Genomic DNA, 16285 nt, shown 5'->3' with positions numbered 1-16285 from the left:
TAACGGTATGACAGTCGACAGCTTTGTTGAATGTTGCGCCGCTTCGCGAGCGGGCTCGCTCCCACATTGTTTGAGGGATGCCCATAATCGATGACGACCCACAGGAGCGTGGAAATGCGTTGGGCGACTTATTTCGCCGTGTTGGCCTCTGTCCTGAGCGTCGGTCTTGCCCTGGGGGTAAGCATGCCGCTGGTGTCGCTGCGCCTGGAGGGCTGGGGTTATGGCTCGTTCGCCATTGGCGTGATGGCGGCCATGCCCGCCGTTGGGGTGTTGCTCGGGGCCAAGGTGTCGAGCCGCCTGGCGGCGCGGTTTGGGACGGCGAACTTGATGCGCCTGTGCCTTTGGGGCGGGGCAGTGTCCATCGGGTTGCTGGCGCTGCTGCCCAGTTATCCGGTCTGGCTGGTGCTGCGGCTGGTGATCGGGGTGGTCCTGACCCTGGTGTTCATCCTCGGTGAGAGCTGGATCAATCAACTGGTGGTCGAACAATGGCGCGGGCGGCTGGTGGCGCTGTATGGCGCCAGTTATGCGCTGAGCCAGTTGTCCGGCCCGTTGTTGCTCGGTGCGCTGGGTACCGTTCATGACTATGGGTTCTGGGTGGGGGTCGGTCTGCTGGTGGTCGCGCCGTTGCTGTTGCTCGGGCGTAGCGGTGCACCTAGCAGTGAAGCCAGTAGCGTCACTTTTGGCGATTTGTGGGCATTTTGCCGAGGTTTGCCGGCAATCGCCTGGGCGGTGTCGTTGTTCGCGGCTTTCGAGGCGATGATCCTGACATTGCTGCCGGTGTATTGCCTGCGCCAGGGCTTCAGTGCCGACATTGCGCTGGCGATGGTCAGTACCGTGGTGGTCGGTGATGCCTTGCTGCAGCTGCCCATCGGTGCCCTGGCCGATCACTGGTCTCGAAGGGCCTTGCTCACGGGCTGCGCGGTGGTGCTGACCTTGTCGAGCCTGGCAGTCCCGCTGCTGATCGATACTGTACTGATCTGGCCGCTGTGGGTGCTGTTTGGCGCAAGCGCGGGTGGTTTGTTCACCTTGTCGCTGATCCTGATCGGTGAGCGTTACCGCGACGATGCGCTGGTGCGGGCCAACGCCCATATTGCACAGCTGTGGGGAATCGGTTGCCTGATCGGTCCCTTGGTGGCGGGAGCGGGCAGCCAATGGATCAGTGGGCATGCGTTGCCGTTGTTCATGGCTGCGGGGGCGTTCGGGCTGGTGATTCTGTTGCTGCGCCAAGGTGCGTTCGGTGCTACGCAGTCTGCCTGAAAACCCTGAAACACCTATGGCGAGGAGCTTTTGTGGCGAGGGGCAGCCCTACAACATTTTTTCCAACCCGACAGTCGTCGCAAACCAGGCATTGAACCGGCGCCACCAGCTACCTGGCTCGCGATCCAGGTCATGGAGTTTGCCGTTGTCTTCGGTTCTCCAGACGAGCTTTCCATCCTCCAGTCGTGCCTGGTAGCTCAGGGCCGGTGCCATGCCCTGCAGGGCCAGGTCACGGACCTGTCCAGCGAGTTCGGGACTGTCCACCAAGACGCCAACCTCAGTGTTCCACAGCACTGAGCGTGGATCGAAATTGAATGAGCCGATGAACGATTTCTGTCGATCAAAAATGATCGCCTTGCTGTGCAGGCTCGAGTCCGATTCACCATAGGACTTGCTGTAGAACAGGTGAGGGCCGCTGCCTCCCGTATCCCCGGGCTGGCGCCGCAACTCGAACAGCCGTACACCGTGTTGCAGCAGTGCTTTGCGATAGGGCGCGTAGCCGCCGTGTACCGCCGGCACGTCTGTAGCCTCCAGGGAGTTGGTCAGCAGGCTCACCGACACGCCGGCATCGGCGCGGCTGGTCAGATACACCAGTCCGGGCTGGCCCGGCACGAAGTAAGCCGAAATCATGATCAGTTCCTTGCTGACGCCCGCCAGTTCAGGGCCCAGTTGCGTGGTCAGCAACAGCTGTGGATCCGGCTCGTCCTCGGCCAGTACTTTGCTCGGTGCATCCCAGAGCGCCTGGTTCCAGGCCCAGACCAACTCGTTGCGCCAGATATCCAGGCGCGGCTGGGTCCGGTAGGTGGTCAACTGCCGGTACAAGGCGTGATTTTCCTTTTGTGTCTGCTCCAGGGATTCTTGCAGGCGCAGGCGGCTGTTGGCCAAGTCCTTGGCGCTGGGCCGATGGGACAGGAACTGTTCGATGGGCTTGCTCAGGGCGCTGTTCCAATACTGGTCGAAACTGTGTCCCAACTGTTCGGCCACCGGGCCGACGCCGAGCACGTCGATATCCGTGAAGTTCAGGTGAGGTTCGGCATCGAAGTACTCATCTCCCAGGTTGCGCCCACCGACAATGGCCATGCTGTTGTCCGCCAGCCATAGCTTGTTGTGCATTCGCCGGTGTTGCAGCGAAAGGTTGAACAGTCGGCCGAGGCCGCGGGTCACCCCGGTGGCGCGTCCCAGGTGCAACGGATTGAACAGGCGGATCTGGATTTGCGGGTGGGCGCCGAGGGTCGAAATGATCTGGTCCTGGCCATCGCTGGTGGTGTCGTCCAGCAGAATCCGCACGCGCACGCCCCGGTCGGCGGCCTTGAGCAATTCATCCACCAGCATCCGGGTGCTGATGCCGTCGTGAACGATGTAGTACTGCAAGTCCAGGCTGCTTTGCGCGTTGCGAATCAGCTCGGCCCGGGCGGTGAAGGCATCGGTGCTGTCGGAGAGCAGGCGGAATCCCGAGCGCCCTTCGTGCGGTGCGGCCTGGGCCTGGACCGAGCGTCCGAATGAAGATTCGGAAGCCGGCAGTGCCTGGGACGGCTCGCGGGTAATATCAACGCTGGCACAGCCTCCCAACAGTGAGGCGACAAGCAGTAGCGCAGGCAGGATCGGTTTGGATCTCACGTAGGATCGTTCCGCTTGTTGGCGTTGATTGGCTGTCGGGTGCTGCTTCCCGCTTAGGCTTTTCGTACCGAGCCTAGCATTCAGACGCCGTCGTCCCAGGTTTCGTTCAACAGCGCGATAGCGGCGGCTCCGACCTTACGCACGGCGTCCTCGATCTGTGCCGTTGGCTTGGCAGCGTAGTTCATCCGCAGGCAGTTACGGTACTTTCCCGATGCCGAAAAAATGCTGCCGACCGCGACCTGTACACCTTGATCATGCAAGACCCGGTTGAGCTTCAGCGTATCGAAACCTTCGGGCAGTTCGACCCACAGCATGAAGCTGCCCCGGGGGCGGCTGGCGCGGGTGCCCGACGGAAAGTATCGGCTGACCCAGTCGATCATCATGTCGCGATTGCGCTGGTAATGTGCGCGCATCCGCCGCAAATGGGGTTCGAAATGCCCATTCTTGAGAAACTCCGCGATAGCAATCTGCGGCTGCGGCGCGGTGGAGCCGGTGCTGATGTACTTCATGTGCAGCGCCCGCTCCAAGTACCGGCCCGGCGCAACCCAGCCCACTCGCAGGCCCGGCGCCAGGGTCTTGGAGAAAGAACTGCAAAGCAGGACGCGGCCATCTTCATCGAAGGATTTGATTGTGCGTGGTCGTGGGTAGGTGTAGGCCAAATCCCCATACACATCGTCTTCGATGATTGCCACGTCAAAGCGCTGTGCCAGGGTCAACAGCGCTCGTTTGTTCGCTTCCGGCATGATGTAGCCCAGCGGGTTGTTACAGCTGGGCGTCAACTGTATGGCCTTGATCGGCCATTGCTCCAACGCCAGTTCCAATGCCTCCAGGCTGATGCCGGTGAGTGGGTCGGTGGGGATTTCCATGGCCTTCATGCCCAGCCCCTTGAGGGTTTGCATGGCGCCATGGAAGCTGGGCGAGTCCACCGCGACGATGTCGCCTTGTTCACAGGTGGCGCGAATGCTGACTGATAACGCTTCGTGGCAGCCGGTAGTGACAATCAGGTCGTTGGCTCCCAGCTGGCAGCCTGAATCCAGCAACAGGCGGGCAATCTGTTCGCGCAACGCGAGGTTGCCGTAGATGTTGTCGTAATACAGGCCGGGCATGTCCTGCCGACGACTGATCTGCGCCAGGCTGCGCAGCAGCGGTTTCATGGTGGGCGAGTGGATGTCCGGCATGCCGCGCCCCAGTTGCACCACATCTTTGCGTGGCACGGCGCGTATCAGCTCCAGCACCTGGTCCCATTGTGAAATATCCACTGGGCGCTGGGCCGGACGGCCTATCGCCGGCAGGTCTGGAAGTTCGCGGCTGACCGGGACGAAGTAGCCGGATTTGGGCTTCGGCATTGCCAACCCGTTGTCCTCCAGCACGCGATAGGCCTGCTGTACCGTACTCAGGCTGACGCCGTGTTCCGTGCTCAATGCCCGCACCGACGGCAGCCGGTCGCCGGGGCGATAGAAACCCTGCTCGATGCGAGTGCCGAGCAATTCGGCGAGGTTCACGTAGAGGGTCATGGCGTGCTCTCGATAGGTTGGACAGCAGTTAACCAATACAGTTGGCCGATAAAAGCAGCATTCAGTGGCAAAAATACCTTAACTGTATGCAAATAAAATACAGGTGTTGAATCTGTATCGATTCTTGCCGTCCGCGCATCATGAAACCTCTGGCTACCCAAGTAAACAGGAGCGACGAAATGAACGGCTTGAGCGATGTGCGGCTGACGCTACACAGTCAGGAACTGGAGGCAGGGCAGGAAAAGGAACTTCGAGGCGCAAGCTTTGGAAATGCCCCTGCCTGTCTGGGCCGCTGGGGCCTGTTCTGGCATCGTCTGCATACACGTCGAGTCTTGCTGGAGCTGACACCCGAACAGTTGCGTGATATCGGGATGGATCCGCAGCAGGCGCGGGAGGAGGCCCTCAAGCCGTTCTGGCGCAGTTGATCCGTGGCGAGGGGATTCATCCCCTCGCCACAAAAACAGCACCAGGCTTACCTACAGTGTCATTCGGATCAGACCAGCTCTTTCAATCTGTGCCACAACATCCCCAGCGCCAGCAGCGGCGAGCGCAAGTGCTGGCCGCCGGGGAAGGTGATGTGCGGGACCTGGGCGAACAGATCGAACCCGCCGCCTTGCTGCCCGGTGATGGCTTCGGCCAACAGCTTGCCGGCCAGGTGGGTGGCGTTCACACCGTGGCCGGAATAGGCCTGGGCGAAGTACACGTTGGGCTGGTCCTTGAGCCGGCCGATCTGCGGCAGGCGGTTGGCGCCGATGCCGATCATTCCACCCCATTGATAGTCGATCTTCACCTGTGCCAACTGCGGGAAGACCTTGAGCATCTTCGGACGCATATAAGCGGCGATGTCCTGTGGATCGCGGCCCGAATAATGACAAGCCCCGCCGAACAGCAAGCGTCGATCCGCCGAAAGCCGGTAATAATCCAGCGCCACTCTCTGGTCGCAGACCGCCATGTTCTGTGGCAACAATGACTGGGCCTGAATCTGGCTCAAAGGCTCGGTGGCGATGATGTAGCTGCCGGCCGGCAGTACCTTGCCGCTGAGTTCCTTGTTGAGTCCGTTGAGATAGGCATTGCAACCGAGCACCAGGGTCTTGGCGCGAACCGAGCCGTGTTGGGTGTGCACCTTCACTTCAGGGCCGTAATCGATCCGGGTGACCGCCGATTGCTCGAACAGCCTGACCCCCAGTCGCTGCGCGGCATCGGCCTCGCCCAGGGCCAGGTTCAGTGGGTGAAGATGCCCGGAGCCCATGTCGATCAGGCCGCCGACATAACGGTCCGAGCCCACTACGCTGTGCATCTCATGGGCTTGCAGCAGCCGGGTCGGGTGACGATAGCCCAGACTGCGCAGTTCTTCGGCGTCCTCGGCGAAGCCTTGCAGGTCGGCGGGTTTGTTGGCGAGGTCGCAATAACCCCAAGTGAGGTCGCAGGCGATCTGGAAACGCTCGACGCGCTGTCGGACGATTTCCACTGCCTCAAGGCCCATGAGCTTCATCTGGCGGACGCCCTCGGTGCCGATGACCGGGGCGAACTGATCCAGGCCGTGACCGACACCGCGGATCAACTGGCCGCCGTTACGCCCGCTGGCACCCCAGCCTATCTTGTGTGCCTCCAACAACACGACGCTCATGCCGCGTTCGGCCAGTTCGATGGCCGTGTTCAGCCCCGAGAACCCACCACCCACCACGCAGACATCCGCCAGCAGCTCGCCTTGCAGCAGCGGATGGTCCGGTTGCGGCAGGCTGCTGGCGGCGTAGTAGGAGGCGGCGTGCGCGTGGCTCGGGCCAGGTTGCTGAACACGGGCGTTCATGTGCGTAATCCTGATTATTGTGTTTGAGAAATTTTACGGAGCATAAGCCGCGGATTCCTCGGTGAGCAACAGTGGTCGGCTGGCGCTGTCTGGTGCAGGGCTTTTAGGGCAGAATCCGGATCAATTCCCCAGGTAACCGCCTCGATGAGCTGCAACAGTCAGAAAATCCGCACGCTGCGCCAGCAGATTCCCTCGTTCGAGTGTGTACCAGGGTGCCATGACTGCTGCGGACCGGTGACCACGTCACCCGAGGAGATGGCCCGCCTGCCGCGCAAGACCCGCGCCGAGCAGGACGCTGCCCTGGAAACACTCGATTGCGTCCACCTGGGGCCGAACGGTTGCACCGTGTATGACGAGCGGCCCCTGATCTGCCGGTTGTTCGGCACCACCGCGACATTGCCGTGCCCCAATGGGCGGCGACCGGTGGAGTTGATCCATCCCCGGGTCGAGAAGCAGATTCATGAGTACATGGCTGCTAATCGGCAGGTGTTGGTCTAGCGAGATCGTTCCCACGCTCCGCGTGGGAATGCCTCATCGGACGCTGCGCGTTCGGCTTTTCCGGAGCGCGGAGCGTCCCTGGCTGTATTCCCACGCAGAGCGTGGGAACGATCTAATGTGGGAGCGGGCTTGCTCGCGAAGGCGGTTCAATCCGGAACCGGCAGGTTCAGGCTCTCTTTCACCTCTTCCATCACGATGTAGCTCTTGGACTCCCGCACGTGGGGCAGTTTGAGCAGGATGTCGCCCAACAGCTTGCGGTATGAGGCCATCTCGGAAATCCGTGCTTTGACCAGGTAGTCGAAATCTCCCGACACCAGATGGCATTCCAGCACGTGAGGCAGTTTCAACACGGCTCGCCGGAATTCTTCGAAGGTGTCGCCGGATTTGTAATCGAGGCTGATCTCGACAAACACCAACAGGCTGCCCTTCAGATGTTGCGGGTTGAGCCGGGCGTTATAGCCCATGATGATTCCTTCGCGCTCCAGGCGTCGTACCCGCTCGGTGCAAGGCGTTGTGGAGAGACCGACCTTTTCCCCCAATTCGGTGAAGGAGATCCGCCCGTCCGCCTGGAGGATGCGCAGGATGTTGCGGTCGATCTTGTCCAGCTCGCGCTTGGTCTGGGTATTGGTACGCACAGGGGATGCGCCTCCGTGAAAAGGGTTTTTGCCGAGAATTCTCGCCAAATATAGGCATTTATATAGTGAAAAGCACTGCCTATTCTTTCTTACACTTCGCTCATTACAGTTTTGTACAACACAAACGTCAGCGGTTCTCCGCGATGAGGGCGACAACATGCGTGTTCTGGTCTTGGGTAGCGGCGTCATCGGTACCGTCAGTGCTTACTATCTGGCCCGTGCCGGGTTCGAAGTGGTGGTGGTCGACCGTCAGCCAGCGCCTGCCATGGAAACCAGTTTCGCCAACGCCGGCCAGGTATCGCCGGGTTATGCCTCGCCGTGGGCCGCGCCGGGAGTGCCGCTCAAGGCCATCAAATGGCTGTTGCAGCGTCACGCACCGCTGGCCATAAAGGCAACCGCCGACATCGACCAGTACCTGTGGATGGCGCAGATGCTGCGCAACTGCACCGCCAGTCGCTACGCCATCAACAAGGAGCGCATGGTTCGTTTGTCCGAGTACAGTCGTGACTGCCTCGATGAACTGCGCGCCGAAACCGGTATTGCCTACGAAGGCCGGAGCCTGGGCACTACACAACTGTTCCGTACCCAGGCACAGCTCGACGGCGCGGCCAAGGATATCGCCGTGCTGAAGGAGTCCGGTGTGCCGTTCGAAGTGCTCGACCGCGAAGGCATCGCACGGGTCGAGCCGGCTCTGGCGAATGTCACCGACATCCTGGCCGGCGCATTGCGTCTGCCCAACGACCAGACCGGCGACTGCCAGATGTTTACCACGCGTTTGGCGGAAATGGCCGTGAAACTGGGTGTGGAGTTCCGCTTCGGCCAGGACATCCAGCGCCTGGACCAGGCCGGTGACCGCATCAACGGCGTCTGGATCGATGGCAAGCTGGAAACCGCCGACCGCTACGTCCTGGCCCTGGGCAGCTATTCGCCGCAACTGCTCAAGCCCCTTGGTATCCGTGCCCCGGTGTATCCACTCAAGGGCTATTCCCTGACCGTGCCGATCACTAACCCGGCGATGGCGCCAACCTCGACCATTCTCGACGAAACCTACAAGGTCGCGATCACCCGTTTCGATAACCGCATCCGTGTGGGCGGCATGGCGGAAATCGCCGGTTTTGACCTGTCGCTCAATCCGCGTCGCCGTGAAACCCTGGAGATGATCGTCAACGACCTTTATCCTCAGGGCGGCGATCTGACTCAGGCGAGTTTCTGGACCGGCTTGCGGCCTACCACGCCGGATGGCACGCCGATCGTCGGCGCCACCCCGTTCAAGAATCTGTTCCTGAATACCGGCCATGGCACCCTCGGCTGGACCATGGCCTGTGGTTCCGGCCGCTTGCTGGCGGACCTGATGGCGAAGAAAAAGCCGCAGATCAGCGCCGAAGGTCTCGATATTTCCCGTTATGGCAGCAAACACCAGGAGTCTGCAAAACATGTCAATCCAGCGCCAGCTCACCAATGACCGCATGAGCCAGGTGGTCGTGCACAACGGCACCGTCTACCTGGCCGGGCAAGTCGGCGACGACATGAGTGCCGGTATCGAGCAACAGACCCGCGAAACCCTGGCCAATATCGAGCGTTTACTGGACCAGGCCGGGACCGACAAGAGCCGGTTGCTGTCGGTCACGATCTATCTGAAAGACATCGAGGCCGATTTTGCGGGCATGAACGCAATCTGGGACAAGTGGTTGCCCAATGGGGTAGCCCCGGCCCGCGCAACGGTAGAAGCCAAGCTGTGCGAGCCGGAAATCCTGGTGGAGCTGTCAGTCGTGGCCGCGCTGCCTTAAAAGCTGTCGAAACGATCCCTCTCCCGGCGCTGTTGGTGGTTCACGCCATCAGCCGGCGTCGGTTTTTTCATGTCTGCCTAGAAGCGTGCCGTCATGCGTCCTGCCCGTGCCCTGATCGATCTTCAAGCCCTGCGTCACAATTACCAACTGGCTCGCGAAGTCACGGGGGCCAGGGCCCTTGCGGTGATCAAGGCCGATGCCTACGGGCATGGCGCTGTACGTTGCGCCGAGGCTTTGCAGGACACCGCGGACGGATTTGCCGTGGCGTGTATCGAAGAGGCCCTGGAACTGCGGGCCGGCGGTATCCGTGCGCCAGTGTTGTTGCTGGAAGGGTTTTTCGAAGCGGATGAGCTGTCGTTGATCGTCGAGCACGATTTCTGGTGCGTCGTGCATTCGTTGTGGCAGCTCGAAGCCATTGAAAGAGTGACGTTGAGCAAGCCGATCACGGTCTGGCTCAAGCTGGACTCGGGGATGCACCGGGTTGGTCTGCATCCGCAGGACTATCAGGCCGCCTATCGTCGTCTGCTGGCCAGCGGCAAAGTCGCGAAAATCGTGCTGATGAGCCACTTTGCCCGTGCCGATGAGTTGCACGACCCTTCCAGCACCCGGCAGTTGGAAGTGTTTGAAGCCGCCTGCCAGGGATTGACGGCCGAGACCAGCCTGCGTAACTCCCCGGCGGTATTGGGCTGGCCACAGATGCCGAGCGACTGGGTTCGTCCGGGCATCATGCTGTATGGCGCGACGCCTTTCGATGAAGCCAACGCCACCGCCTCGCGCCTGCAGCCGGTGATGACCCTGGAATCGAAGATCATCTGTGTGCGCGAACTGCCCGCCGGCGAGCCGGTGGGGTATGGCGCCCATTTCGTCACCACGCAGACGACCCGGGTCGGGGTGGTTGCCATGGGCTACGCCGACGGCTACCCGCGCCAGGCACCGAGCGGTACGCCAGTGCTGGTGGACGGCCAACGCAGCCAATTGGTCGGGCGCGTGTCGATGGACATGCTGTGCGTCGACCTGACGAATATCCCCCATGCCGGCCTCGGTTCCACCGTTGAATTGTGGGGCAGACATGTGCTTGCCAGCGATGTGGCGAAAGCTGCCGGCACCATTCCCTATCAGATTTTCTGCAACCTGCGTCGGGTGCCACGGCTCTATTCCGCGGGCTGACGCACAATAGGATCGACCGAAGGTCGCTTCACCGCACAGGATTCGGGTCAAAGTGTTGTAAATACTGAACGCTGTCGCCATGATAACGCTCATTTTCCACACAACCTGATCCCCTGGAGGTTCCAGCATTGGACGTCGGTGAACGACTGCAAGCCATTCGTAAACTCAAAGGCCTTTCCCAGCGTGAACTCGCCAAGCGTGCGGGCGTCACCAACAGCACCATTTCGATGATCGAGAAAAACAGCGTCAGCCCCTCGATCAGCTCGCTGCGCAAGGTCCTTGGCGGCATCCCCATGTCCATGGTCGAGTTTTTCTCCGAAGAAATCCTCCAGGAGAAACCGACCCAGATCGTCTACAAAGCCAACGAACTGATCGATATCTCCGACGGCGCCGTGACCATGAAGCTGGTGGGCAGGGCACACCCGAGCCGGGCGATTGCCTTCCTGAATGAAATCTACCCGCCTGGTGCCGATACCGGTGACGAGATGCTCACCCATGAAGGCGAGGAAACCGGGATTCTGGTGGAAGGGCGACTGGAACTGGTCGTCGGCGCCGAAACGTTCGTGCTCGAAGCCGGTGACAGCTACTATTTCGAAAGCACCAAGCCACACCGTTTCCGTAATCCGTTCGATGTGCCGGCGCGACTGATCAGCGCAGCCACACCGGCCAATTTCTAAGGAAGAGGCGCCAAGCCCGCACGGGCAACGGCGGCCAGGGGGGAAGCTGTGACCATGAACAAGACCCTTGTGACTTTAGGGTTGTTTCAGTGTGACAGGCTTACCGCTATACTTGCGCCCGCCTGCAACCGTGGCCGCAGGCGTGACTAGCCACCATGAGGGTGTACGCGTGAACCTAATTATGAAAATGCTGGCTGCACCAGCAACCGTATTGGCCCTTTGGGCAGTCAGTGCCCAAGCGGCAACCAACGACGAAATCGCCAAGCGCCTTGAGCCGGTCGGCCAGGTTTGCGTTCAGGGGCAGGAATGCAAGGGCATGGAAGTCGCCGTTGCTGCGGGCGGTGGTGGTAAGAAAACGCCCGATGAGATAATTGCAAAACACTGTAACGCTTGCCATGGCACCGGTCTGCTGGGGGCTCCAAAAATAGGCGACACAGCAGCCTGGAAAGATCGCGCTGACCATCAAGGCGGTTTGGATGGCATTCTTGCGAAAGCCATTACCGGTATTAATTCCATGCCGCCTAAAGGTACTTGCGCAGATTGCTCGGATGAAGAGCTCAAGGGCGCCATCCAAAAGATGTCTGGCCTGAAGTAAAGCCAGCATCCTTCGAAAGAGCCGCTTACGAGCGGCTTTTTTGCGCCTTGGAAACGACCACTCAGGGCTGTTCATCGCAACCAAGACCCGGCATGCTCGGTCCAACCCACATTCTCGGAACGACCCGGAGGGTAGGATGGTGCAATTGTGTTCAATCGAGCAGGCGGTGGATGACGTCCTCGAACGTCTGCCGGCGCATATCCACCTTGGCATCCCCTTGGGGTTGGGCAAGCCCAATCTGTTTGTCAACGCGCTGTACCGGCGCATCGCCCAATTGCCCGAACGACAACTGACCCTCTATACAGCCCTGAGCCTGGGCCGGCCGAACATGGGTGATGGTTTGCAGAAGCGCTTTCTGGAGCCTTTTATCGAACGGGTTTTCGGCGACTATCCGGAACTCGATTATCTGGCCGATCTGCAACGGGACAGCCTGCCGTTCAACATCCGGGTCGAGCAGTTCTTCATGCAGCCAGGTAGCCTGCTGCACAGTGCTTCGGCCCAGCAGAACTACGTCAGTAGCAACTACAGCCATGCTGCCCGGGACATCAACGCCGCCGGCCTGAACCTGATCGCGCAACTGGTGGCGAGCGACCCTCAATACCCGGATCGCCTCAGCCTGAGTTGCAACCCCGACATCACCCTCGACCTGTTGCCGATGATCGAGAAGCGGCGAGCCGCTGGGGAAACCATCTTGATAGTCGGCCAGGTTCACAGTGATCTGCCCTACATGCCGGGGGACGCGGAAATCGGCATTGACGATTTCGATCTGTTGATCGACGAGAAGGACAGTCACACTCTGTTTTCCACACCGAACATGCCGGTGGGGTTCCAGGACCATTTCATCGGCCTGCACGCCAGCAGCCTGGTGCGTGACGGGGGCACCTTGCAGATTGGTATTGGTTCCATGGGCGATGCGCTGACAGCGGCGCTGTTGGCGCGTCAGGCCGATAATGCCGGGTACCAGGCGCTACTGGCGGACCTGAACCTCAGCCAGTGGGCGCAACTGATCGAGCACGAGGGTGGGCTCGAGCCGTTTGCCAAGGGGCTGTACGGTTGCAGTGAAATGTTCGTCAACGGTTTGCTGGCGCTCGCGGAGGCCGGGATCATCCGGCGCAAGGTCTACCCCGATGAGCCGACGCAAGAGCAGGCCAACGCGGGTACGCTCGACGAGGCGGCCCAGCCCGACGGCGTCTGTGTCCATGGCGGCTTCTTTCTCGGTCCGCGCAGTTTCTACCAGCGCCTGCACGAGTTGCCGCAGAACCGTCGGCTCGAATTCAACATGACCCGTATCAGCTACATCAACGAATTGTATGGTCAGGAGCGCCTCAAGCGTTTGCAGCGTCTCGATGCCCGCTTCATCAACACTGTGTTCACCATGACACTGATGGGCGCCGGGGTGTCCGATCAGCTGGAAGACGGGCGGGTGCTCAGCGGTGTGGGCGGGCAGTACAACTTCGTCGCCCAGGGACATGCGCTGGAAGGCGCCCGTTCCATTTTGCTGCTGCGCAGTTGGCGCGAATCCGGGGGCGAGATCAGCTCGAATATTGTCTGGGAGTATGGCCACTGCACGATTCCCCGGCACCTGCGGGACATTGTGGTCACCGAGTACGGCATCGCCGACCTGCGGGGCAAGACCGATGCCGCGGTGATCGAAGCGTTGCTGAACATCAGCGATTCACGCTTCCAGCCGGGGCTGATCGAGCAGGCGCAGGATGCCGGGAAGCTACCGAAGGATTTCCGCCTCGATCCACGCTTCGCCGATAACACCTCGGAGCGCTTGCGGGCGATCCAGGCACGGCATCCGCATCTGTTTCCGGAGTATCCGCTGGGCGCGGACTTCGATGGGGTGGAGCGGGACCTGTTGCGGGCGCTGAACTGGCTCAAGAGCAAGTTCAAGCTCACCGAAATGCTCGAGTTGGGCAAGGCTGCGCTGGATGCCCCGGAGCCCTCCCTGTATCCCGAGCATCTGGAGCGGATGCAACTGGCGAACACGGAGGGGCTGAAGGAAGATCTGTTCCAGCGCTTGTTGCTGGCGGGTCTCAAGGCCACGGCGCAACAACAATCAACCTAACCCACAAGGGGGTCTGTGCGGTCAGTCGATGAAGGTCACTACCCCACCGGCCAGGGATTTCACCCGCGCCAGGGACTCGACACGATAGCCCTGGGCATCGAGTTCCGAGCGGCCACCCTGGAACGACTTCTCGATCACGATCCCCAGCCCGGCCACGGTGGCGCCGGCCTGTTTGATGATGGAAATCAGCGCCTGGGAGGCTTTGCCGTTGGCCAGGAAGTCATCGATGATCAGTACCCGATCACTGCTGGTCAGGTGACGAGGGCTGATGGCTACGGTGCTCTCGGTCTTCTTGGTGAACGAATACACGGTCGCCGACAGCAGGTTTTCCGTCAGGGTCAGGGATTGCTGCTTACGGGCGAAAATCACCGGCACGCCAAGGTTCAGGCCGGTCATGATGGCCGGGGCGATGCCTGAGGCTTCGATGGTGACGATCTTGGTGATGCCCGAGTCCTTGAACAGCGCGGCGAACTCGTCGCCGATCTGTTTCATCAACTGCGGATCGATCTGGTGGTTCAGGAACGCGTCGACTTTCAGGACCTGGTCGGAAAGGACGATGCCTTGCTCGCGGATTTTCTGATGCAGGGCTTCCATGAAGCCTCCTCTGATAACGCCTCAAGGGCTCTGAAGGCGGGAAAAAGTAGTCGATTCTAGCGCTTTAGCATCGCTCGTATATCGGCCAAAGCGCTGTTGCCGCGAACGGCTTTTACTTCAGTCGGGGTGTCGTCGTTGCCTTCCCAGGCCAAGTCGTCCGGCGGCAGCTCATCGAGAAAGCGACTCGGCGCGCAGTCGATCACTTCACCGTATTGCTTGCGCTTTGCGGCGAAGGTGAAGGCCAGCGTCTGGCGGGCCCGGGTAATACCTACATAGGCCAGGCGCCGTTCTTCTTCGATGGTGTCGGCCTCGATGCTGGAACGGTGCGGCAGGATTTCCTCTTCCATGCCCATGATGAACACGTAAGGGAATTCCAGACCCTTGGACGCGTGCAGCGTCATCATCTGCACGCCTTCGGCACCGTCTTCCTCTTCTTGCTGACGCTCGAGCATGTCCCGCAGTACGAGTTTGCCGATAGCGTCCTCGACGGTCATTTCACCGTCTTCGTCTTTTTCCAGGGTGTTCTTCAAGGCTTCGATCAGGAACCAGACGTTGCCCATGCGGTAGTCGGCGGCCTTGTCGCTGGAGCTGTTGGTGCGCAGCCAGTTCTCGTAGTCGATGTCCATGACCATGCTGCGCAGGGCCGCGATCGGATCTTCCCCGGCGCACTGCTCGCGGACGCGGTCCATGAAGCGCTTGAAGCGCGCCAGGCGGTCGGTGAAACGGCTGTCCAGGTGTTCGCCCAGGCCGATTTCGTCGGTGGCAGCGTACATCGAGATCTTGCGCTCGGTGGCGTAGTTGCCGAGTTTTTCCAGCGTGGTCGAGCCGATTTCCCGGCGTGGAACGTTGATCACCCGCAGGAACGCGTTGTCGTCGTCCGGGTTCACGATCAGGCGGAAATAGGCCATCAGGTCCTTCACTTCCTGACGGCCGAAGAAGCTGTTACCCCCTGACAGACGATAGGGGACCTGGTGATGCTGCAGTTTCAACTCGATCAGCTTGGCCTGGTAGTTGCCGCGGTACAGGATCGCAAAATCGCTGTATGGCCGGTCGGTGCGCAGGTGCAGGCTGAGGATTTCCATGGCCACGCGCTCCGCTTCGGCGTCTTCGTTGCGGCAGCGGATCACGCGGATCTCGTCGCCGTGGCCCATCTCGCTCCAGAGCTGCTTTTCGAACTCGTGGGGGTTGTTGGAAATCAGCACGTTGGCACAGCGCAGGATGCGGCTGGTAGAGCGGTAGTTCTGCTCCAGCATCACCACTTTGAGCGACGGGTAGTCTTCCTTGAGCAGCATCAGGTTTTCCGGTCGCGCGCCACGCCAGGCGTAGATCGACTGGTCGTCGTCGCCGACCACGGTGAACTGGTTGCGCTTGCCGATGAGCAGTTTCACCAGCAGGTACTGGCTGGCGTTGGTGTCCTGGTATTCGTCCACCAGCAGGTAGCGAACCTTGTTCTGCCATTTCTCGAGGATGTCGGCGTGTTCCTGGAACAGCTTGACCGGCAGCAGGATCAGGTCGTCGAAGTCCACCGCATTGAACGCTTTGAGCGTGCGCTGGTAATGGGTGTAGACGATGGCGGCGGTCTGTTCCTTGGGATTGCGGGCGTTTTCCAGGGCTTCGGCGGGCAGCACCAGGTCGTTTTTCCAGGCACCGATCATGTTCTTGATCTCGTCGACGCCGTCGTCGCCCGCGTACTCCTTCTGCATGATGTCGGTCATCAGGGCCTTGACGTCGGTCTCGTCAAAAATCGAGAAGCCCGGCTTGTAGCCCAGTCGCACGTGTTCCTTGCGGATGATGTTCAGGCCCAGGTTGTGGAAGGTGCAGACCGTCAGACCACGGCCTTCGCCGGCGCGCAGCAGACCGCCGACCCGTTCTTTCATTTCCCGGGCGGCTTTGTTGGTAAAGGTCATGGCGACGATGTACTGGGCGCGGATGCCACAGTTCTGGATCAGGTGCGCGATCTTGCGGGTGATCACACTGGTCTTGCCGGAGCCAGCACCGGCGAGCACCAAAAGAGGGCCGCCGACATAGTTCACGGCTTCTTGCTGCCGGGGGTTGAGTCGGGACAT

The 16285-nt window shown here is 60.7% G+C and carries 15 protein-coding genes; 9 read left to right on the top strand and 6 right to left on the bottom strand.

Annotated elements, in window-relative coordinates:
* Window positions 1-114: 114 nt before the first annotated feature.
* Window positions 115-1257 (top strand): MFS transporter, encoded by a 1143-nt coding sequence (locus tag QZH45_RS00075; RefSeq protein WP_024780586.1) that lies wholly within the window; start codon window positions 115-117, stop codon window positions 1255-1257.
* A gap of 48 nt (window positions 1258-1305) precedes the next feature.
* Here QZH45_RS00075 and QZH45_RS00070 read toward each other — a convergent pair whose 3' ends face one another.
* Both QZH45_RS00070 and QZH45_RS00065 read right to left on the bottom strand, forming a co-directional pair.
* On the bottom strand, window positions 1306-2874 hold the full coding sequence (locus QZH45_RS00070; protein WP_024780585.1) for a phospholipase D family protein: 1569 nt from the start codon (window positions 2872-2874) through the stop codon (window positions 1306-1308).
* Window positions 2875-2954: 80 nt separating this feature from the next.
* Complete coding sequence (locus tag QZH45_RS00065; RefSeq protein ID WP_055135685.1) at window positions 2955-4388, bottom strand: PLP-dependent aminotransferase family protein; 1434 nt, start codon at window positions 4386-4388, stop codon at window positions 2955-2957.
* A 179-nt stretch (window positions 4389-4567) separates the two neighbouring features.
* On the opposite strand from QZH45_RS00065, the gene QZH45_RS00060 reads away from it, so the two are divergent.
* On the top strand, window positions 4568-4813 hold the full coding sequence (locus tag QZH45_RS00060; RefSeq protein ID WP_024780583.1) for a DUF1127 domain-containing protein: 246 nt from the start codon (window positions 4568-4570) through the stop codon (window positions 4811-4813).
* 68 nt (window positions 4814-4881) lie between these two features.
* Here QZH45_RS00060 and QZH45_RS00055 read toward each other — a convergent pair whose 3' ends face one another.
* Window positions 4882-6195, bottom strand: coding sequence for an NAD(P)/FAD-dependent oxidoreductase (locus QZH45_RS00055; RefSeq protein WP_053192105.1), 1314 nt, complete (start codon window positions 6193-6195; stop codon window positions 4882-4884).
* Between the two features lie 144 nt (window positions 6196-6339).
* Between QZH45_RS00055 and QZH45_RS00050 the strand changes: the two genes are divergently transcribed.
* Window positions 6340-6693 (top strand): YkgJ family cysteine cluster protein, encoded by a 354-nt coding sequence (locus QZH45_RS00050; protein ID WP_024780581.1) that lies wholly within the window; start codon window positions 6340-6342, stop codon window positions 6691-6693.
* Between the two features lie 146 nt (window positions 6694-6839).
* Here QZH45_RS00050 and QZH45_RS00045 read toward each other — a convergent pair whose 3' ends face one another.
* Window positions 6840-7328, bottom strand: a complete 489-nt coding sequence (locus QZH45_RS00045) for an Lrp/AsnC ligand binding domain-containing protein (protein ID WP_024780580.1) — start codon at window positions 7326-7328, stop codon at window positions 6840-6842.
* 157 nt (window positions 7329-7485) lie between these two features.
* Between QZH45_RS00045 and dadA the strand changes: the two genes are divergently transcribed.
* The 6 genes from dadA (at window position 7486) to QZH45_RS00015 (ending at window position 13625) form a co-directional block, all read left to right on the top strand.
* Window positions 7486-8790, top strand: a complete 1305-nt coding sequence (gene dadA / locus QZH45_RS00040; RefSeq protein WP_053192107.1) for a D-amino acid dehydrogenase — start codon at window positions 7486-7488, stop codon at window positions 8788-8790.
* Window positions 8762-9115, top strand: a complete 354-nt coding sequence (locus QZH45_RS00035; RefSeq protein WP_053192109.1) for a RidA family protein — start codon at window positions 8762-8764, stop codon at window positions 9113-9115. Before dadA ends, QZH45_RS00035 begins: the two co-directional genes overlap by 29 nt.
* Window positions 9116-9208: 93 nt before the next feature.
* Entirely contained in the window at window positions 9209-10282 is a 1074-nt protein-coding gene (alr, locus tag QZH45_RS00030) for an alanine racemase (RefSeq protein WP_024780577.1), read from the top strand.
* A gap of 128 nt (window positions 10283-10410) precedes the next feature.
* Window positions 10411-10959: a cupin domain-containing protein gene (locus QZH45_RS00025; RefSeq protein WP_024780576.1), complete on the top strand. Its 549-nt coding sequence runs from the start codon at window positions 10411-10413 to the stop codon at window positions 10957-10959.
* Window positions 10960-11140: 181 nt separating this feature from the next.
* Complete coding sequence (locus QZH45_RS00020) at window positions 11141-11554, top strand: c-type cytochrome (RefSeq protein WP_053192123.1); 414 nt, start codon at window positions 11141-11143, stop codon at window positions 11552-11554.
* Between the two features lie 136 nt (window positions 11555-11690).
* Window positions 11691-13625, top strand: a complete 1935-nt coding sequence (locus tag QZH45_RS00015; RefSeq protein WP_024780574.1) for an acetyl-CoA hydrolase/transferase C-terminal domain-containing protein — start codon at window positions 11691-11693, stop codon at window positions 13623-13625.
* Window positions 13626-13646: 21 nt separating this feature from the next.
* Here the strand turns inward: QZH45_RS00015 and QZH45_RS00010 are convergent, their stop codons facing one another.
* Window positions 13647-14219, bottom strand: a complete 573-nt coding sequence (locus tag QZH45_RS00010) for a xanthine phosphoribosyltransferase (protein WP_024780573.1) — start codon at window positions 14217-14219, stop codon at window positions 13647-13649.
* Window positions 14220-14275: 56 nt separating this feature from the next.
* On the bottom strand, window positions 14276-16285 hold the full coding sequence (rep, locus tag QZH45_RS00005) for a DNA helicase Rep (protein WP_024780572.1): 2010 nt from the start codon (window positions 16283-16285) through the stop codon (window positions 14276-14278).

This window comes from Pseudomonas corrugata (assembly GCF_050920615.1).
GTDB classification, from domain to species: domain Bacteria; phylum Pseudomonadota; class Gammaproteobacteria; order Pseudomonadales; family Pseudomonadaceae; genus Aquipseudomonas; species Aquipseudomonas corrugata.
Note: the sequence above shows the minus strand (reverse complement) of the source record. Positions and strands in the feature narration are given on the sequence as shown.

Bases quoted from the DNA above. Each gene is read 5' to 3' on its own strand.
- dadA (WP_053192107.1), top strand. From the start codon at position 7,486: ATGCGTGTTCTGGTCTTGGGTAGCGGCGTCATCGGTACCGTCAGTGCT.
- QZH45_RS00010 (WP_024780573.1), bottom strand. From the start codon at position 14,219: ATGGAAGCCCTGCATCAGAAAATCCGCGAGCAAGGCATCGTCCTTTCC.
- QZH45_RS00055 (WP_053192105.1), bottom strand. From the start codon at position 6,195: ATGAACGCCCGTGTTCAGCAACCTGGCCCGAGCCACGCGCACGCCGCC.
- QZH45_RS00050 (WP_024780581.1), top strand. From the start codon at position 6,340: ATGAGCTGCAACAGTCAGAAAATCCGCACGCTGCGCCAGCAGATTCCC.
- QZH45_RS00065 (WP_055135685.1), bottom strand. From the start codon at position 4,388: ATGACCCTCTACGTGAACCTCGCCGAATTGCTCGGCACTCGCATCGAG.
- QZH45_RS00075 (WP_024780586.1), top strand. From the start codon at position 115: ATGCGTTGGGCGACTTATTTCGCCGTGTTGGCCTCTGTCCTGAGCGTC.
- QZH45_RS00015 (WP_024780574.1), top strand. From the start codon at position 11,691: ATGGTGCAATTGTGTTCAATCGAGCAGGCGGTGGATGACGTCCTCGAA.
- QZH45_RS00060 (WP_024780583.1), top strand. From the start codon at position 4,568: ATGAACGGCTTGAGCGATGTGCGGCTGACGCTACACAGTCAGGAACTG.
- QZH45_RS00020 (WP_053192123.1), top strand. From the start codon at position 11,141: ATGAAAATGCTGGCTGCACCAGCAACCGTATTGGCCCTTTGGGCAGTC.
- rep (WP_024780572.1), bottom strand. From the start codon at position 16,285: ATGTCCCGACTCAACCCCCGGCAGCAAGAAGCCGTGAACTATGTCGGC.
- alr (WP_024780577.1), top strand. From the start codon at position 9,209: ATGCGTCCTGCCCGTGCCCTGATCGATCTTCAAGCCCTGCGTCACAAT.
- QZH45_RS00035 (WP_053192109.1), top strand. From the start codon at position 8,762: ATGTCAATCCAGCGCCAGCTCACCAATGACCGCATGAGCCAGGTGGTC.